Origin of the sequence: Mesorhizobium sp. M0045 (assembly GCF_040323385.1) — a bacterium.
Taxonomy (GTDB): domain Bacteria; phylum Pseudomonadota; class Alphaproteobacteria; order Rhizobiales; family Rhizobiaceae; genus Mesorhizobium.
The window spans coordinates 301,506-318,130 of record NZ_JAMYUY010000002.1 but is presented as its reverse complement, the minus strand read 5'-3'; the positions used below and the strand labels follow the sequence as shown (position 1 = coordinate 318,130).

Annotated in this window: 17 protein-coding genes and 1 pseudogene; 10 read left to right on the top strand and 8 right to left on the bottom strand. The window is 61.7% G+C overall.

Going from position 1 to position 16,625, the window contains the following annotated elements; translation table 11 throughout:
* Window positions 1–149 precede the first annotated feature (149 nt).
* The 7 genes from NKJ72_RS04235 to NKJ72_RS04205 all read left to right on the top strand — a co-directional run bounded on the left by NKJ72_RS04235 (window position 150) and on the right by NKJ72_RS04205 (window position 7,326).
* A complete protein-coding gene (locus tag NKJ72_RS04235) occupies window positions 150–500 on the top strand; it encodes a hypothetical protein (RefSeq protein WP_352475974.1) in 351 nt (116 codons plus the stop codon).
* Window positions 501–596: 96 nt separating this feature from the next.
* On the top strand, window positions 597–1,022 hold the full coding sequence (gene rbfA / locus NKJ72_RS04230) for a 30S ribosome-binding factor RbfA (RefSeq protein WP_352475973.1): 426 nt from the start codon (window positions 597–599) through the stop codon (window positions 1,020–1,022).
* On the top strand, window positions 1,022–1,975 hold the full coding sequence (truB, locus tag NKJ72_RS04225) for a tRNA pseudouridine(55) synthase TruB (RefSeq protein WP_352475972.1): 954 nt from the start codon (window positions 1,022–1,024) through the stop codon (window positions 1,973–1,975). The genes rbfA and truB overlap by 1 nt, the downstream gene beginning before the upstream one ends.
* 146 nt (window positions 1,976–2,121) lie before the next feature.
* Complete coding sequence (gene corA / locus NKJ72_RS04220; RefSeq protein ID WP_352475971.1) at window positions 2,122–3,216, top strand: magnesium/cobalt transporter CorA; 1,095 nt, start codon at window positions 2,122–2,124, stop codon at window positions 3,214–3,216.
* 140 nt (window positions 3,217–3,356) lie between these two features.
* A complete protein-coding gene (rpsO, locus tag NKJ72_RS04215) occupies window positions 3,357–3,668 on the top strand; it encodes a 30S ribosomal protein S15 (protein WP_280940423.1) in 312 nt (103 codons plus the stop codon).
* A 408-nt stretch (window positions 3,669–4,076) separates the two neighbouring features.
* Window positions 4,077–6,224 (top strand): polyribonucleotide nucleotidyltransferase, encoded by a 2,148-nt coding sequence (gene pnp / locus NKJ72_RS04210; protein WP_254816273.1) that lies wholly within the window; start codon window positions 4,077–4,079, stop codon window positions 6,222–6,224.
* Between the two features lie 88 nt (window positions 6,225–6,312).
* Window positions 6,313–7,326, top strand: coding sequence for a class I SAM-dependent methyltransferase (locus tag NKJ72_RS04205; protein WP_352475970.1), 1,014 nt, complete (start codon window positions 6,313–6,315; stop codon window positions 7,324–7,326).
* A 36-nt stretch (window positions 7,327–7,362) separates the two neighbouring features.
* Here the strand turns inward: NKJ72_RS04205 and fabI are convergent, their stop codons facing one another.
* From fabI to fabA, 3 genes are all read right to left on the bottom strand, one after another.
* The gene (fabI, locus tag NKJ72_RS04200; RefSeq protein ID WP_352475969.1) at window positions 7,363–8,175 is read right to left on the bottom strand and encodes an enoyl-ACP reductase FabI; all 813 of its coding nucleotides are present in this window, start codon (window positions 8,173–8,175) and stop codon (window positions 7,363–7,365) included.
* 13 nt (window positions 8,176–8,188) lie between these two features.
* The gene (fabB, locus tag NKJ72_RS04195; RefSeq protein WP_352475968.1) at window positions 8,189–9,409 is read right to left on the bottom strand and encodes a beta-ketoacyl-ACP synthase I; all 1,221 of its coding nucleotides are present in this window, start codon (window positions 9,407–9,409) and stop codon (window positions 8,189–8,191) included.
* A 125-nt stretch (window positions 9,410–9,534) separates the two neighbouring features.
* On the bottom strand, window positions 9,535–10,053 hold the full coding sequence (gene fabA / locus NKJ72_RS04190) for a 3-hydroxyacyl-[acyl-carrier-protein] dehydratase FabA (protein ID WP_352475967.1): 519 nt from the start codon (window positions 10,051–10,053) through the stop codon (window positions 9,535–9,537).
* Between the two features lie 240 nt (window positions 10,054–10,293).
* On the opposite strand from fabA, the gene irrA reads away from it, so the two are divergent.
* Entirely contained in the window at window positions 10,294–10,725 is a 432-nt protein-coding gene (gene irrA, locus NKJ72_RS04185; RefSeq protein ID WP_023676913.1) for an iron response transcriptional regulator IrrA, read from the top strand.
* 18 nt (window positions 10,726–10,743) lie between these two features.
* Window positions 10,744–11,094: a DUF4260 domain-containing protein gene (locus tag NKJ72_RS04180; RefSeq protein ID WP_352476077.1), complete on the top strand. Its 351-nt coding sequence runs from the start codon at window positions 10,744–10,746 to the stop codon at window positions 11,092–11,094.
* Window positions 11,095–11,176: 82 nt separating this feature from the next.
* Here the strand turns inward: NKJ72_RS04180 and NKJ72_RS04175 are convergent, their stop codons facing one another.
* Entirely contained in the window at window positions 11,177–11,734 is a 558-nt protein-coding gene (locus NKJ72_RS04175) for an SH3 domain-containing protein (protein WP_352475966.1), read from the bottom strand.
* A gap of 155 nt (window positions 11,735–11,889) precedes the next feature.
* Here NKJ72_RS04175 and NKJ72_RS04170 point away from each other — a divergent pair, with 155 nt between their 5' ends.
* Window positions 11,890–12,891 carry a 2-hydroxyacid dehydrogenase gene (locus NKJ72_RS04170; protein ID WP_254816279.1) on the top strand — a complete coding sequence of 334 codons (1,002 nt, stop codon included), beginning with the start codon at window positions 11,890–11,892 and terminating at the stop codon, window positions 12,889–12,891.
* Window positions 12,892–12,962: 71 nt separating this feature from the next.
* Here the strand turns inward: NKJ72_RS04170 and NKJ72_RS04165 are convergent.
* The 4 genes and pseudogenes from NKJ72_RS04165 to dnaN all read right to left on the bottom strand — a co-directional run.
* A pseudogene (locus NKJ72_RS04165) lies at window positions 12,963–13,445 on the bottom strand (GNAT family N-acetyltransferase); the annotation flags it as partial.
* Window positions 13,442–14,203 carry a molybdopterin-synthase adenylyltransferase MoeB gene (locus NKJ72_RS04160; protein ID WP_352475965.1) on the bottom strand — a complete coding sequence of 254 codons (762 nt, stop codon included), beginning with the start codon at window positions 14,201–14,203 and terminating at the stop codon, window positions 13,442–13,444. The gene NKJ72_RS04160 and the pseudogene NKJ72_RS04165, both read right to left, overlap by 4 nt.
* Window positions 14,204–14,279: 76 nt before the next feature.
* Window positions 14,280–15,428, bottom strand: a complete 1,149-nt coding sequence (recF, locus tag NKJ72_RS04155) for a DNA replication/repair protein RecF (protein WP_352475964.1) — start codon at window positions 15,426–15,428, stop codon at window positions 14,280–14,282.
* A gap of 26 nt (window positions 15,429–15,454) precedes the next feature.
* Complete coding sequence (dnaN, locus tag NKJ72_RS04150) at window positions 15,455–16,573, bottom strand: DNA polymerase III subunit beta (protein ID WP_352475963.1); 1,119 nt, start codon at window positions 16,571–16,573, stop codon at window positions 15,455–15,457.
* Between the last annotated feature and the right edge of the window lie 52 nt (window positions 16,574–16,625).

Genomic DNA, 16,625 nt, shown 5'->3' with positions numbered 1-16,625 from the left:
CAGGGGTCTACTCAAGGGCGCGGAGCGAAAGTCGTCTCGGCGCCCTGAGACGGTTGTTTTACTGCTTTCTCGTTGGCATTCCGCTTGTGCTTGCCACAAACTATCTCGACGGCTCCGGTGCTTTGGCCGGAGTCGCGGGAGTTGTGGGCATGATGACCATTGTCACGGGTATCATGATCAATCTCGGCCCCATTCTGGCGAGGCGAGTCGAGGTTGCTCATTTCGAGCCTGAACCCACCATGATCCGAGTGGATGTCGCCGGCATCTCAAAGCGTGCCGCAGATACAGAGATCCACATCGGATGGAAATCCGTAAGCCGAGTTACTCTGACCGAATTCGGCATCGGTTTTGTGACGCAAGAGGGTGGCTGGTTTATTCCGATGAGTGCATTTGGGTCCGAGAACGATTTGAAAGCCGAATACGACAGGATCGTTTCGTTTATGGTCTCATTACAGGCCGGCCCGGAGACAGAGCATTCAGTGCCGCGCACCTTACATTAGCTGAGGTGCGGGTTCCTTGGGGTAGCCAAGCCGGATCAACGGCGCTAAGTCAACCGTTTGAGGCGGTTCGAACCCGCACTGAGAGAAGAGATTTTCATGCCAAGACCATCAACAGCTGGCCCATCCCAGCGCATGCTGCGCGTCGGCGAGCAGGTGCGCCATGCGCTGTCCGAGACCTTGCAGCGCGGCGAAATTCTCGATCCGCTGATCGAGAATGCCGTGGTCTCGGTTTCCGAAGTGCGTATGTCGCCCGATCTGAAGATCGCCACCGCCTTCGTCTCGCCGCTTGGCGCCAAGGATGCCGGCGTGGTGGTCGAAGCGCTCAACAAGCATGCGAAGTTCGTCCGCGGCCGTGTCTCCGGCGCGCTGCGGCAGATGAAGTACATGCCGGAATTCCGCTTCCGGCTCGACACCAGCTACGACAATTTCCAGAAGATCAACGAATTGCTGCACTCGCCCGAAGTGGCGCGCGATCTCAGCGCCGACGACAAAGACAAAGACGACCGGAAGGATAGCGAATAGTGGCGCGTCGCGGCAAGAAGAAGGGCCGGCCGATCTCGGGCTGGCTGGTACTGGACAAGCCGGTCGGCATGGGCTCGACCGAAGCCGTGTCCAAGATCAAATGGCTGTTCCAGGCGGAAAAGGCCGGCCACGCCGGCACGCTCGACCCGCTCGCGTCCGGCATGCTGCCGATCGCGCTCGGCGAAGCGACCAAGACCGTGCCTTACGTCCAGGACGGCGCCAAGGTCTACCGCTTCACGGTTGCCTGGGGCGAGGAGCGTTCGACAGACGACCTCGAAGGCCCGGCGACCAAAAGCTCGGACCGCCGTCCGGCGGAAGCCGACGTACGGGCGCTGCTTTCGAAATATACCGGCGTCATCATGCAGACACCGCCGCAATTTTCGGCGATCAAGATCGCCGGCGAGCGCGCCTACGACCTTGCCCGCGATGGCGAGACGATCGACATTCCGGCACGTGAGGTCGAGATCGGCCGGCTCGACCTGGTCGAACACATGGCCGATCGCACCATCTTCGAGGTCGAATGCGGCAAGGGCACCTATGTCCGCTCGCTGGCCCGCGACATGGGCCGCGACCTCGGCTGCTTCGGCCACATTGCCGAGCTGCGGCGGGTCGAGGTCGAGCCGTTCACGCAGGAAGATTTCGTCACCCTGGCCGAGCTGGAAGCCGCCCGCTTCGGCGAGCAGGGCGAGCCGCAAGCAGCGGACGCCACGACCGACTTCGGTGCCATCGATGCACTTCTGGTCGACACCGCCGCCGCGCTCGAATGCCTGCCGCAGGTCGCGATCAGCGATGATGCGGCAACCAAAATCCGCCTCGGCAATCCGGTCATCATTCGCGGCCGTAACGCGCCGGTGGAAGCGGAGGAGGCCTGCGCCACCGCGCGCGGCAAGTTGGTCGCCATCGGCGCTATCGAGCAAGGCATGTTCAAGCCAAAGCGGGTCTTTATCGGGTAACAGCTGTCGCCCGGCGCATGATCTCCAAACCGGATTCTATTTTGGGAAACGATCATGCGTTAAATCAACGGGGCTACGGTGCCGTTTGCCGTCCGAAAGGATGCGCTGCGCTGTAGTGCCGTTCGACGCTGCACTCGAGGGGGCACATGGCAAAGGCTGACACGGTCAACAAACGAGCGGCGCTCAAAACACGGAGGCCGCCGGTCGGGGCTTCGCCGGGCACGCTGATCGCCGACCCGGCGGCGCGCCGCTCCGAGCTCAGGCTGACGTTGATCTCGCCCGAGAAGTTCAAGACGATCGACAATGCCAGCATCGACGACGTCAACACCCATTGCCACAATTGGCCGGTCATCTGGCTCGACTGCACAGGCCTCGCCAATATCCAGCTGATCGAGGAGATCGGCCGGATTTTCAACCTGCATCCGCTGGCGCTGGAAGACGTCGTCAACACCGGTCAGCGGCCGAAGGTGGATTTCTTCGAGGACCACGCCTTTGTCGTCGTCAGGATGATCGACGACGTCACCGCGCACCGTTACGAACAGATCGCCGTCTTCTTCGGCAAGACCTTCGTCGTCACCTTCCAGGAGCGCGAAGGCGACCCGTTCGATCCCGTGCGCAAGCGGATCGCAAGCTCGGTGCCCAACCGCTTGCGCTCGCGCGGCGCCGACTATCTCGCCTATGCTTTGATCGACGCCATCGTCGACAGCTATTTCCCGCCGATCGAGGCTGCTGGCGAATTGGTCGACAGCATCGAGGACCAGATGCTGCACCAGGCGCACAAGCACCAGATGCGGCAGCTTCACGAATTGCGGCGCGATGCCAATGTGCTGAAGGGCGTGCTTTGGCCGATGCGCGATGCGCTGGCGACCATGATCCGCAACGACGTGCCCTATGTGAAGGCCGAAACCAAGATATTCCTGAACGACACGCTCGATCATTCGCTGCGATTGATCGAACTGGTCGAAACCCAGCGCGATATGCTGACAGGCCTGATCGAGATGCACTTGTCGCTCAGCCAGGCGCGCACCAACGACGTCATCAGCTATCTGACGATCGTCTCGGTGATCTTCATGCCGCTTACCTTTCTCGTCGGCGTATGGGGCATGAATTTCGACCCCGACACCTCGCCCTGGAATATGCCGGAGCTGAAGGCCTATTACGGCTATCCCCTGTCGCTCGCCTTCATGGCGTTTGTTGCGGTCGGGCTCTTTGCGTACTTCAAATGGAAGAAATGGCTCTGACTAGGCGGAAGTGCCCGTTTATGCAGCGAAAAGCCGGCTTGTGAATTAGGCTGGCCTTTTTGTCGGAATTGCACTATATGCGCCGCAGCTTCGCGCTTTGACGCGTTGCTTGCACCGGCCCCTGCTGGACGACATCCCGGCTGAGGGCGTCCCGTTTCCTCAAACAGACAAGGAAAAACACGATGTCGATTACAGCCGAACGCAAGAAGGAATTGATGGGCGAATTCGCAACCGCCAAGGGCGATACCGGGTCTCCGGAAGTCCAGGTGGCCATCCTTTCCGAGCGCATCAAGAACCTGACCGATCATTTCAAGGACCACAAGAAGGATAACCATTCCCGCCGTGGTCTGCTCGCTCTCGTTTCCCAGCGCCGCAGCCTGCTTGATTATCTCAAGCGCAAGGACGACGCGCGCTATCAGACGCTGATCGAGAAGCTCGGTCTGCGCCGTTGACGAATTGACCGGCGGGTTCTTTCGAGAGCCCGCCGGTCGCGCATTGGAGCATCGGATCATCCAAGGCTCCAATGAAGAAAGCAGAGCGCCGCGCACCGGTTTGGCTGCGCAAAGGACGCTCTGAAGTTCTAGATTTGCGCAGGATACTTTCCGAAAACCTGGTTTTCGGGTTCACGCGCAAGGCCAGTCGGATCGATTGGCCAACCCGGTTTCGAAACAGCAGAGGGCCACTCGAAACCGCCCATGGACGGTCATGGGGCAGGATTGCAGGACGCTCGTGCGGCACCGCGCCGAATAGCCGAGCTTCCCGTTGTCTTGCCCGTGGCTGCCCGAGAAAGGAAGCCAAGGGAAAGGGGCATCCGCGCACGCTGAAACGGCGCGGCCCTTTCCGCATACGAAGGACAAGACATGTTCAATTACCACAAAGTGGAAATCGAATGGGGCGGCCGCCCGCTCATTCTCGAAACCGGCAAGATCGCGCGTCAGGCTGATGGCGCGGTGCTGGCCACCTACGGCGAAACCAAGGTTCTCGCCACCGTCGTCTCGATGAAGGAGCCGAAACCCGGCCTCGATTTCTTCCCGCTGACGGTCAACTACCAGGAAAAGACCTACGCCGCAGGCAAGATCCCGGGTGGCTATTTCAAGCGGGAAGGCCGTCCGAGCGAGAAAGAAACGCTGGTTTCCCGCCTGATCGACCGCCCGATCCGGCCGCTCTTCGCCGAAGGCTACAAGAACGACACCCAGATCGTTGTCACTGTCGTCCAGCACGATCTCGAAAATGATCCGGACATCCTGTCGATCGTCGCCACCTCCGCCGCCCTGACCTTGTCCGGCGTGCCGTTCATGGGCCCGGTCGGCGGCGCCCGCGTCGGGTACATCAACGGCGAATATGTGCTCAACCCGCACGTCGACGAGATGCAAGAATCGAAGCTCGACCTGGTCGTCGCCGGCACCGCCGACGCCGTGCTGATGGTCGAGTCCGAAGCCAAGGAACTCGGCGAGGACCTTATGCTGGGCGCCGTCATGTTCGGCCACAGGGGCTTCCAGCCGGTGATCGACGCGATCATCAAGCTGGCTGAAGTCGCGGCCAAGGACCCGCGCGACTTCACCGCCCCGGACTATTCCGCACTTGAAGCCGAGATGCTCAAGATCGTCGAAGGCGAGCTTCGCGACGCCTATAAGATCACCGACAAGCAGAAGCGCTATGCCGCCGTCGACGCCGTCAAGGCGAAGGTCAAGGCGGCGTTCGCGCCGGCAGAAGGCGAAGAGGCCAAATACACGTCCGAACAGATCGGCACCGTGTTCAAGGAGCTCCAGGCCAAGGTCGTGCGCTGGAACATCCTCGACACCGGCTCGCGCATCGACGGCCGCGACCTGAAGACGGTCCGCAAGATCGTCTCGGAAGTCGGCGTCCTGCCGCGCACGCACGGCTCGGCGTTGTTCACCCGTGGCGAGACCCAGGCACTGGTCGTCGCCACGCTCGGCACCGGCGAGGACGAGCAGTATGTCGATTCGCTGACCGGCATGTACAAGGAGAAGTTCCTCCTGCACTACAACTTCCCTCCCTATTCGGTCGGTGAAACCGGCCGCATGGGTTCGCCGGGCCGTCGCGAAATCGGTCATGGCAAGCTCGCCTGGCGCGCCATCCGGCCGATGCTGCCGACCGCCGACCAGTTCCCCTATACGTTGCGCGTCGTTTCGGAGATCACCGAGTCCAACGGTTCGTCATCGATGGCTACCGTCTGCGGCACCTCGCTGGCGCTGATGGATGCCGGCGTGCCGCTGGCCAAGCCGGTCGCCGGTATTGCAATGGGCCTGATCAAGGAAGGCGAGCGCTTCGCCGTGCTCTCCGACATTCTTGGCGACGAGGACCACCTCGGCGACATGGACTTCAAGGTTGCCGGCACCGCCTACGGCATCACCTCGCTGCAGATGGACATCAAGATCGAGGGCATCACCGAGGAGATCATGAAGATCGCCCTCGACCAGGCCAAGGAAGGCCGTCAGCACATTCTTGGCGAAATGGCCCATGCCCTGTCCGGCGCGCGTGCCGAGCTCGGCGAGTTCGCACCGCGCATCGAGGTCATGCACATTCCGACCGACAAGATCCGCGATGTGATCGGCTCGGGCGGGAAGGTCATCCGCGAAATCGTCGAAAAGACCGGTGCCAAGATCAACATTGAGGATGACGGCACGGTCAAGATCGCTTCGGCCAACGCCAAGGAGATCGAGGCGGCGAAGAAGTGGATACACACCATCGTCGCTGAGCCGGAAGTCGGGGAGATCTACGAAGGCACGGTCGTCAAGACCGCCGACTTCGGCGCTTTCGTCAACTTCTTCGGCCCGCGTGACGGTCTCGTCCACATCTCGCAGCTCGCCAATGATCGTGTCGCCAAGACCTCCGATGTCGTCAAGGAAGGCGACAAGGTCTGGGTCAAGCTGATGGGCTTCGACGAGCGCGGCAAGGTCCGCCTGTCGATGAAGGTCGTCGACCAGGCCACCGGCAAGGAAATCGCTCGCGACAAAAAGAGCGAAGGCGAAGAAAACGCCGCCTAAGCTGATCTAACTATGCAATCGAAGCGGGCGCGCCGGAAGGTCGCGCCCGTTTGCATTCAACAACAGCCTTGCAGTTCAAGAGTGGTGAATGTCCGCCGAGCCGCTGAAGACGCTTTTCCATCCATTCGAGGCGGGGGCTGTGTCCCTGCCACGAAAGGATGAATGCATTCTCTTTCTCGGTGCCGAGCCCGGCTTTCGCTTACCCGAAGGCTTTCATGCCAAGCTTCATCTCGTCCAAGGCTTCAGGCCGCATTTTCGTGCCTTGCAGGCATCCGGCTTCACTGTCATGCCGCAGGTCGAAGGCGAGGCTTTCGACACGGCATTTGTGCTCGCCGGCCGCCATCGCGGCCAAAACGAGTTGCGCGTCGCCGAAGCGGTCAAACGCGTGGCACCAGGCGGGTTGATCGTCGTCGCCGGCGGCAAGGACGATGGCATCGCCAGCCTGCGCAAGCATGTCGGCGCCCTTGTGCGGCTCGAAGGCCATCTGCCGAAGCATCACGGCATTGCCTTCTGGTTTCGCCGGCCGACCGATACCGTTGCCGCGGCAACGCTTCGCGCCGCCAATCCGGACTTGGTGGTCGAGGACCACTTCCGCACGGCCCCAGGCATGTTTTCCTTCGACAAGATCGATGCGGGATCGAAGCTGCTGGTCGAAAATCTGCCCAACGATCTGCGTGGCAGCGTTGCGGATTTCTGTGCCGGTTGGGGCTATGTCGCTGCCGAGGTCGCCGCCCGCTCACCCGGCATATCGGCGCTTGACCTTTACGAAGCGGATTTCGAGGCGCTGGAGGCGGCCAAAACCAATGTCGGCAACACAGGCGTGGAGCCACGTTTCTTCTGGACAGATCTTTTGAGCGAACCGGTCGAGCGCCGCTACGATGTGGTCGTCATGAACCCGCCCTTTCACCGCAGCCGGGCGACTGAGCCGGAAATCGGTGCCGGTATGATCCGCGCGGCAGGCAAAGCGCTGAAGCCGGGCGGCCGGCTGTTCATGGTGGCAAACCGTCAGCTTCCCTACGAACCGGTGCTGGCGGCCGCCTTCTCCAGCCATGCGGAGCTCGCCCGTGATGGCATGTTTAAGGTCTTCTCGGCGCGACGCTGAAACGCTGCGGCGCAAGCCGGCGACACGTCGCTCGCGCTATTCCCGTCCGGCGTCAGTCTGCTTCAACTCGTCAAGCGTCGGCATGGACACGATGTGATAGCCGGAATCGACATAGTGGATTTCGCCGGTGACGCCGGAGGACAGGTCGGACAGCAAATAGAGCGCGGAGCCGCCGACTTCGTCGATCGTCACCGTACGGCGTAGCGGCGAGTTGCGCTGCTGGTAGGAGAACATGTGGCGTGCGTCGGAAATCCCGGCGCCCGCAAGCGTCCGTACTGGTCCCGCCGATATGCCGTTCACCCTGATGCCGCGCGGGCCGTAGTCGTTGGCTAGATAGCGGACGCTGGCCTCCAGCCCGGCCTTGGCAACACCCATGACGTTGTAGTTCGGCATGACGCGAACCGAACCCGCATAAGTCAGCGTGATCATCGAGCCGCCGTCCTTCATCAACGTGGCGGCGTGGCGGGCAACCTCGGTGAAGGAATAGCAGGAGATCACCATGGTGCGGATGAAATTGTCGCGGCTGGTGTCGGCGTAGAGGCCTTTCAGCTCGTTCTTGTCGGAAAAGCCGATGGCGTGAACGATGAAGTCCAGCCCGCCCCACGCCTTGCCCAAGGTCTCGAAGGTGGCGGCGACCGACGCGCTGTCCTCGACGTCGCAAGGCACCACGAGCGATGCGCCCAGCTTCTCGGCGAGCGGCTTGACCCGGCGTCCGAAGGCGTCGCCCTGATAGGTGAAGGCGAGTTCCGCGCCATGTTCGGACAGTTTGCGGGCGATACCCCAGGCAATGGAATGATCGTTGGCGACACCCATGACAAGCCCGCGCTTGCCGTTCATCAATCCGTCCATGGTCGGCAAATCCTTATGCGGAATAGCGCTGGAAAATCAGCGTAGCGTTGGTGCCACCGAAACCGAACGAATTGGACAAAACAGTGTCGATCCTTGCGTCGTCGATGCGCTTGCGCACGATCGGCATGCCTTCGAATTCCGGATCGAGGTTCTCGATGTGGGCGCTCTCGCCGATGAAGCCGCCTTGCATCATCAGGATCGAGTAGATCGATTCCTGCACGCCGGCCGCACCTAGCGAATGGCCGGTCAGCGATTTCGTCGATGTGATGAAAGGCATTTCCTCTCCGAACACCTCGCGGATGGCGCCCATTTCCTTGGAGTCGCCGACCGGCGTCGAGGTGCCGTGCGTATTGATGTAGTCGACTGGTGAAGTGACGGTCGCCATTGCCTGTCGCATGCAGCGTGCCGCGCCTTCGCCCGATGGCGCCACCATGTCGTAGCCGTCCGATGTGGCGCCATAGCCGACGATCTCGGCATAGATCTTGGCGCCGCGCGCTTTTGCGTGCTCGAGCTCTTCAAGAATCAGCACGCCGGCGCCGCCGGCAATGACGAATCCGTCGCGATCGACGTCATAGGCGCGGGAGGCGACCGATGCCCTGTCGTTGAACTTGGACGACATGGCACCCATGGCATCGAAGAGATCCGACATCGTCCAGTCGAGATCCTCATGGCCGCCGGCGAAGACGATGTCCTGCTTGCCCCACTGGATCAGCTCGTAGCCATTGCCGATGCAATGCGCTGACGTCGAGCAGGCCGATGAGATGGAATAGTTGACGCCGTGGATCTTGAACCAGGTGGCAAGCGTCGCCGACGCGGTCGACGACATCGCTTTTGGCACCGCGAACGGGCCGATCCGCTTGGGGCTGCCGTTTTTGATCGTGGTCTCGGCCGCCTCGACGATTGCACGGGTCGACGGTCCGCCGGAGCCCATCACGATGCCGGTGCGCTCGTTGGTGATGTCGGTCTCGTCGAGGCCGGCATCTGCGATCGCCTGGTCCATCGCGACATGGTTCCAGGCAGCACCCTGCGACAGGAAGCGCATGGCGCGACGGTCGATCATGCCCGACGGATCCAGCGTCGGCGCACCCCACACCCGGCAACGGAAGCCATGCTCGGCGAAAGAGTCGGAGAAGCTGATGCCGGATCTGGCATCGTGCAGCGAGGTCTGCACCTCGTTGGCATTATTGCCTATCGACGATACGATGCCGAGACCTGTGACTACGACCCGTCTCATTCGCAACTCCTTCCAGCGCGGACCTCCGAAACCTGAAATCGATTTCCGGAACGGAACCATGCGCAAAAATTAAAGTGCTACAGCGTCCTTTGGACGTCCAAGGCGTGGCACTGTAGGGTCTTCGTTCAGACGGCGGCCAATTGCTTGGAAAGACCGACCTTCAGATCCGTTGCCGCATATATGGGCTCGCCATCTGCCTTCAGCCAGCCATCGGCGATACCAAGCACAAGCCGACCGCGCATCACCCGCTTGAAGTCGACGCCATACTCCACCTTCTTGACCGTTGGCGTGACCATCCCTTTGAACCTCACCTCACCGGTCGACAGTGCCATCCCCTTGCCGGGTTCACCGAGCCATCCGAGATAGAACCCCGTCAACTGCCACATGGCGTCCAGGCCCAGGCATCCCGGCATGATCGGATTGCCGATGAAATGGCAGGCGAAAAACCACAAATCCGGCTTGATATCGAACTCCGCGCGGATGAAACCCTTGTCGAACGCACCGCCAGTTTCGCTGATCTCGGTGATGCGGTCGAACATCAGCATCGGCGGATAGGGCAGCTGCGCATTTCCCGGTCCGAACAGCTCGCCGCGGGCGCAGGCAAGCAATTCCTCGTAACCGTAGCTGGATTTCGAACCCGCCATCAATCTCGTCCCCGTGATCGTCCCGGGCGAAAGGCGCCCTTGTCGGTGGTTTCCTAACACAATCTGTTTCAGGCCGGAAACCGGCGTTTGCGCTTAACCTGCCCGTCTGCCCGGGTCAATGCGCGCTATTGATCGCATTCGGCCGACAGAATATATGTCAGGACACGTCCAGTTTCGGCAGATGCTCAATTTCTGCCATTTTGGACGTGTCTGAGGCGCAACTGTGAGCGCGACGGATAGATGGATCTGGGTTGCCGGAAGGATAATGTCGCTGTGGACAAGCGGGTTCGCGAGGCCGGTCTGAGGCCGACACGCCAGCGCATCGCGCTGGCCGATCTGCTTTTCGCCAAGGGCGACCGCCATCTTTCGGCCGAGGAACTGCACGAGGAGGCGCTTGCCGCCGGCGTGCCGGTGTCTCTGGCCACCGTCTACAATGCTCTGCACCAGTTTACCCAGGCCGGTCTTCTGCGCATCCTTGCCGTCGAGGGATCGAAGACTTATTTCGACACCAACACCTCCGATCACCATCATTTCTATATCGAGGGCGAAAACAGGATCTTCGATATCGACAGCGGCCCGGTGACGGTTTCCAACCTGCCGGAACCGCCGGAAGGCATGGAGATCGCCAATGTCGATATCGTGGTGAGACTGCGTCCGAAACGCTGCGACTGACCGGCGCCTTATGAATTCCTGGATTTGACGCTCCGGCTCGAATGGGTCGCAGTCGCGGTGGCGGCTCTTGTTTTCTATGCGATCGCTGGTGTTTCCTGGTGGTTATTTGCCGTGCTCATTCTGGCGCCCGACCTGTCGATGCTGGGCTACATGGCCGGGCCGCGCGTCGGGGCCGTCGCCTACAACGCCTTGCACATAATGATCTTGCCCGTTCTGCTGGCGCTTGTCGGCAACGTCTTTGACAATGCAATGGCGATGGCTGTTGCGCTGATCTGGATCGCCCACATCGCCGTTGACCGCGCTCTGCGATATGGCTTGAAGCTGTCGAGCAGCTTCCAGGATACCCATCTCGGCCGCATCGGCCACTAAACCATCCCCGAACCGAAGATCAGCGAAACAAGTGCCGGATCCGGTGCTTGCCGTGCTGGCCCGACCTGCGGTCCCGAAAACGTCAGTTCTTGACCTTTTCGCCGGGATAGGCACCCCAGACGAGCGACTGCGCGAGCCAGCCGGTATGACCGTCGAAGGTCATTTCGCACCACTGGCCATCGCAGGACTTGATCGTGCCCATCACCCCCGGTTCGAGGATCGCGATGACGCCAGCATCTTTTGCCGGGTCGTCCAGGAGGTTGACGCGAGCGTCCTTGCCGCGCTGCCAGGGGGCGACGATCGCCGTGCGGCGGCCCGAAAGCAGCGACTGATTGATCCAGCCTTCCGAGCCGTCGGCATCGCGCACACGGCGCCACGTATCGAACTCCTGGATGATCTCCATCGGCAGGCCTGGCTTCATATACATCCAGTCGACGGAATAATTGACGCCCGGCCCAACGCGCGAGTTGACGCGGCCGGATTTCAGGCTGACGAAGCGCGGCAGCGGCAAGCCGCTTGGTCCGAGCGTGACGCTCTGGGCGGGTGCCGCGGCACTTTGCGCCATCACCAGTGGGCTATGGATGAGAGCGCCGAGGAATGCTGCACGGAGGGTCAGGCGGAGCGACGCGAAACCAGACACTTTCGTTCCTTTCGGCGCCGGCCCATCGGCCTTCGCCCCTTTTTCTTTGTCTTCGGCGGAACCGCTTGTTACATGAATGACCGGTACCGCGATCGGCTCTCAGTTTCGCCGTTCTTGGTTAAAGAGGTCTCAACGAGATCGGGTTCGAGGAAACAATGGCAGGCAAAAAGAAGCCCCTCGTCATCATCACGCGCAAATTGCCCGACCCGGTCGAGACCCGCATGCGCGAGTTGTTCGACGCCCGCTTGAATGTCGAGGACAGGCCGATGACGCAGCCGGAATTGGTGGCGGCGGTCAAGGAGGCCGACGTGCTGGTGCCGACCGTGACCGACAATATCGATGCGGCGCTGATTGCCCAGGCTGGCGACAACCTCAAGCTGATCGCCAATTTTGGCAATGGCGTTGACAAGATCGATGTTGCGGCAGCGGCCAAGAAAGGCATCACCGTCACCAACACGCCGAACGTGTTGACCGAAGATACGGCCGACATGACGATGGCGCTAATGCTGGCCGTGCCGCGGCGGCTGGCCGAAGGCGCCAACGTGCTGACCGGCGACAAGAAATGGGCGGGCTGGTCGCCGACTTGGATGCTCGGCCGGCGCATCTGGGGCAAACGGCTCGGCATTGTCGGCATGGGTCGCATCGGCACCGCCGTCGCCAGGCGCGCCAAGGCCTTTGGCCTCTCGATCCACTACCACAACCGCCACCGCGTGCTTCCGGCAATCGAGGACGAGTTGGAAGCGACATATTGGGAAAGCCTCGACCAGATGCTCGCCCGCATGGACATTATCTCGGTCAATTGCCCATCGACACCGGCAACCTTCCACCTGCTTTCGGCGCGGCGGCTGGCGCTTCTGCAACCGTCAGCTTACATAGTCAACACCGCGCGCGGCGATATCATTGACGAGGAATCGTTGGTCAAGCTCATCCATGACGGCAAGATCGCCGGCGCAGGCCTCGACGTCTACGAGCACGAGCCGGCGCTGAACAGCAAGCTGCTGAAACTTGCTCACAAAGGCAAGGTCGTGCTGTTGCCGCATATGGGCTCGGCGACCCTCGAAGGCCGTATCGACATGGGCGAGAAGGTAATCATCAACATCCGCGCCTTCTTCGACGGTCATCGCCCGCCCGACCGCGTGCTGCCGCTGAGGGCGTGACCTGCCATCGCGCCGGCATGGTCTTGCCGCGGCAATCGAGCGTTCGTCTTTGGATAGCGTTTGCTTACGGGAAGCATCTTGCGCATGGTGATCGAGGTCGGCCGGTCGTAGCCCTTGTGCGCCGTCCGTTCGGTTTCACGAAAACCGAGGCGGGCAAAGGCTGCGTGATTTCCGGTCAGCTCGATCCGGGTCTGGAGCTCGATGGCGGTCCTGTTGTGGCTGCGGGCAAGATCTTCGACGGCCTGCATCAGCTGTTTTCCGACGCCTTGTCCCTGAAGCGTCGGCTCGACCGCGAGCTTTCCAATATAGAGGTCGTCTGCGCGCTTAAGCACGAAGACGCAACCGACGATCTCGTTTTCCTTCAGGGCCAGGAATGCTGTCTCCTCCAGCGCTCTAGCCCTGAGATTTTCAACGGTAAGTCGATGCGCCGAGGACGGCGGGTCAATGACGCCGTCCATGAAGGCGAAGGCGCGCATGATCAGAGCCAGGACCTCGTCCCAACGGTCAATATCGGCCGCAAGCTGCACAATGGAGACCTCGGCAGGCTGGCTCACGGGCTGGTTCGCTTGTAGCGGATCGTGTCGAAGCGTGCCGCCAGCGCATCGTAGAGCAGCAGTCGCCCGACCAGCGGCTCGCCAATCCCGGTGATCAGCTTGATCGCTTCCATTGCTTGCAGCGTGCCGATGACCCCGGTCAGCGCGCCGACAATGCCGGCCACCGCGCAGGACGGCACCAGTCCCGGCGGCGGTGCTTCGGGAAAAAGATCGCGGTAGCTTGGGTTCGACTTGCCGTCCGGGCCGGTCTCGAAAGGCTTCAATACGGTGACCGAGCCGTCGAAGCGGCCAACGGCGGCATGCACGAGCGGCCGGCTTTCGGCGGCGCAGGCATCGGCCACTGCGTATCGTGTCTCGAAATTGTCGGAGCCGTCAACGACGATGTCATAACGGGCGATGAGGGCAGGGGCTGTGTCTGCGGTCAGCCTGAAATTATGCTCTTCCACGACGACGTTTGGATTGATGCGGGTGATCGCAGCCTTGGCACTGTCGGTCTTTGCCATGCCGACCATGTCCGTGCCGTGGATCACTTGTCGTTGCAAGTTGGAAAGGGAGACACGGTCGTCATCGACGATACCGAGCGTGCCAACGCCCGCAGCGGCGAGATATTCGAGCACCGGCGCACCCAATCCGCCGGCGCCGATGACCAGCACCCGCGCCCGCTTTAGCCGCTGCTGGCCGGCGCCGCCGATTTCGGGCAGCACTATGTGGCGGGCGTAGCGTTCGAGCTCTTCGTCGGTAAGGGCGGCTGCGATCATCCCCGGACCTTATAACGGAGGAAAAAACTTGTCAGGCATCAATACGTGCCGCTCGGAAATGCGCCATGGCCGAAGGTCAAATGGTCGGCCTGACCTTACCGTGATCTACGGTCAGGAACTGCGCTCGTCCCTTGAGGCTGTCAAACAACGCGGCATCGGTCCCGGTCATGAAGGCCTGGCAGTTCAGTTCCTCCAGGATCGAGAACAAGGCCGCCCGTCGACCGCCGTCGAGATGGGCGGCAATCTCGTCGAGCAGCAGGATCGGCGTCATGCCCGATATTTCGCCGGTTAGCCGCGCATGCGATAAGAAGATGCCGACCAGCAGCGCCTTCTGCTCGCCGGTCGAACAGAGCTCGGCTGGCATCGCTTTGGGCCGGTGGCACACCACGAGGTCGGTACGGTGCGGGCCGTCGAGCGTGCGCCCGGCGGTGCGGTCGCGGTCGCGCCCCTGGGCAAGGGCGCGACGGAACCGTTCCTCTACGTCGACGGCCGGTAAAACACCGATTTCGCCTTCCAGTTCGCCCGAGATGCCGATGTCGGCTTGCGGAAACGGTCCGTCGCCGGGCAGCCGGTCGATCATGGCGGCGAGCAGGCGCACCAGTTCGGCACGCGCCGCGGCAATTGCCACGCCGGTCTCGGCCATTTGCATCTCGATTGCATCGAACCACGCACTGTCGCGCGAACCGTCGGCGAGCAGCCTGTTGCGGCCGCGCATTGCCTTTTCGTAGTCAAGCGCGCGCTGGCCGTGGCCGGGATCGATCGCAAGCACCAGCCGGTCGAGGAAGCGCCGACGATCGGCCGCCGGCCCGGGGAACAGGCCGTCCATAGCCGGTGTCAACCAGACCACGCGCAGCCATTCCAGCATGTCTTCGGCTGAGCGTGCCGCCGCGCCGTTGATCCGCACTCGCCGGCCGCCTTCGCCGTCGCTGCCCGCTATTCCGGTACCGATCTCGACCTGGCCTTCCGGCCCGTCAAGCCGAGCATGCAGCGCAAAGCCACCATCACCGCCTTCGCGCGCCACCTCGGCATAGGGTGCGCGGCGCAAGCCGCGGCCAGGCGTGAGCAGCGAGATCGCTTCAAGCAGATTGGTTTTTCCGGCGCCATTGTCGCCGGAAAAAACCACGGCGCCGGGATCAAGGTCGATTGCCAACGCCGCATAGTTGCGGAAATTCGTAAGTGTAAGCTTACTTATGTAGGTCTGCTGCGGTTTTGCAGATTTGGTCACGACAGCAAGATGGCCCCGTTCGGGCCCTACACCCGCATCGGCATCAGCACGTAGAGCGCGGTCTCGTCGGCCATATCGTGGATCAGCGTCGGGGAACCGGCATCCGCCAGCATGAACTTCGCCTCCGTGCCGGTCAGTTGCGCGGCAACGTCGAGCAGGTATTTGGCGTTGAAGCCGATCTCGATCGGATCAGACGAATAGTCGGCCGCCAGTTCCTCGGTGGCACTGCCCGAATCCGGGTTGTTGACCGCAAGCGTGACCTGTCCTTCGGCGATCGAAAGCTTCACCGCCCGGCCGCGTTCGGACGAAATGGTCGAAACGCGATCGACGGCAGCGGCGAAACTCTGGCGATCGATAATCAGCTTCTTGTCGTTGCCGGTCGGAATGACGCGCTGGTAGTCCGGGAAAGTGCCGTCGATCAGCTTGGAGGTCAAGATAACGCTGCCGATGGTGAAACGGATCTTGGTGTCGGACAACTCGGTGGTGACTGCAACATCGGGATCGTCGACCAGCTTTTGCAGTTCGCTGACCGTCTTTCGCGGGATGATGACGCCAGGCATACCCTCAGAGCCTGCCGGCGCATCGATCTCGGCGCGCGCCAGCCGGTGGCCGTCGGTCGCGACAGAGCGCAGCTTCAGCTTGCCGCCGGTCTCGTGCGTGTGCAGATATATGCCGTTCAGATAATAGCGCGTCTCCTCGGTCGAGATGGCAAACTGGGTCTTTTCGATGAGGCCCTTTAGTCCGACGGAATCGAGCCGGAAGATATGCGAGAACGACCCGGCTGAAAGTTCGGGAAAGTCGGACTGCGGCAGGCACTGCAGGCGGAAGCTCGAGCGCCCCGACGTCACCGTCATGGCGTTGCCGTCTTCGTCGGTCTTCAGCGCCACCTCCGCGCCGTCGGCAAGCTTGCGTACGATGTCGTAGAGCAGATGCGCCGGGACCGTTGTCGCCCCGCCGCGTTCGACCTTTGCCGGCGTCGCTTCGGTCACCTCCAGGTCGAGGTCGGTCGCCTTCATTTCAAGGCTGGCCCCCTCGGCGCTGAGCAGCACGTTCGACAGGATCGGAATGGTGTTGCGCCGCTCGACCACGCGGTGAACATGGTTGAGAGACTTCAGGAGATTTGACCGTTCCAGGATAACACGCATGACGAAACAGGCTCGCTTGAATGAATGAACGGGTCTCCGGCAAGCGGCGCCC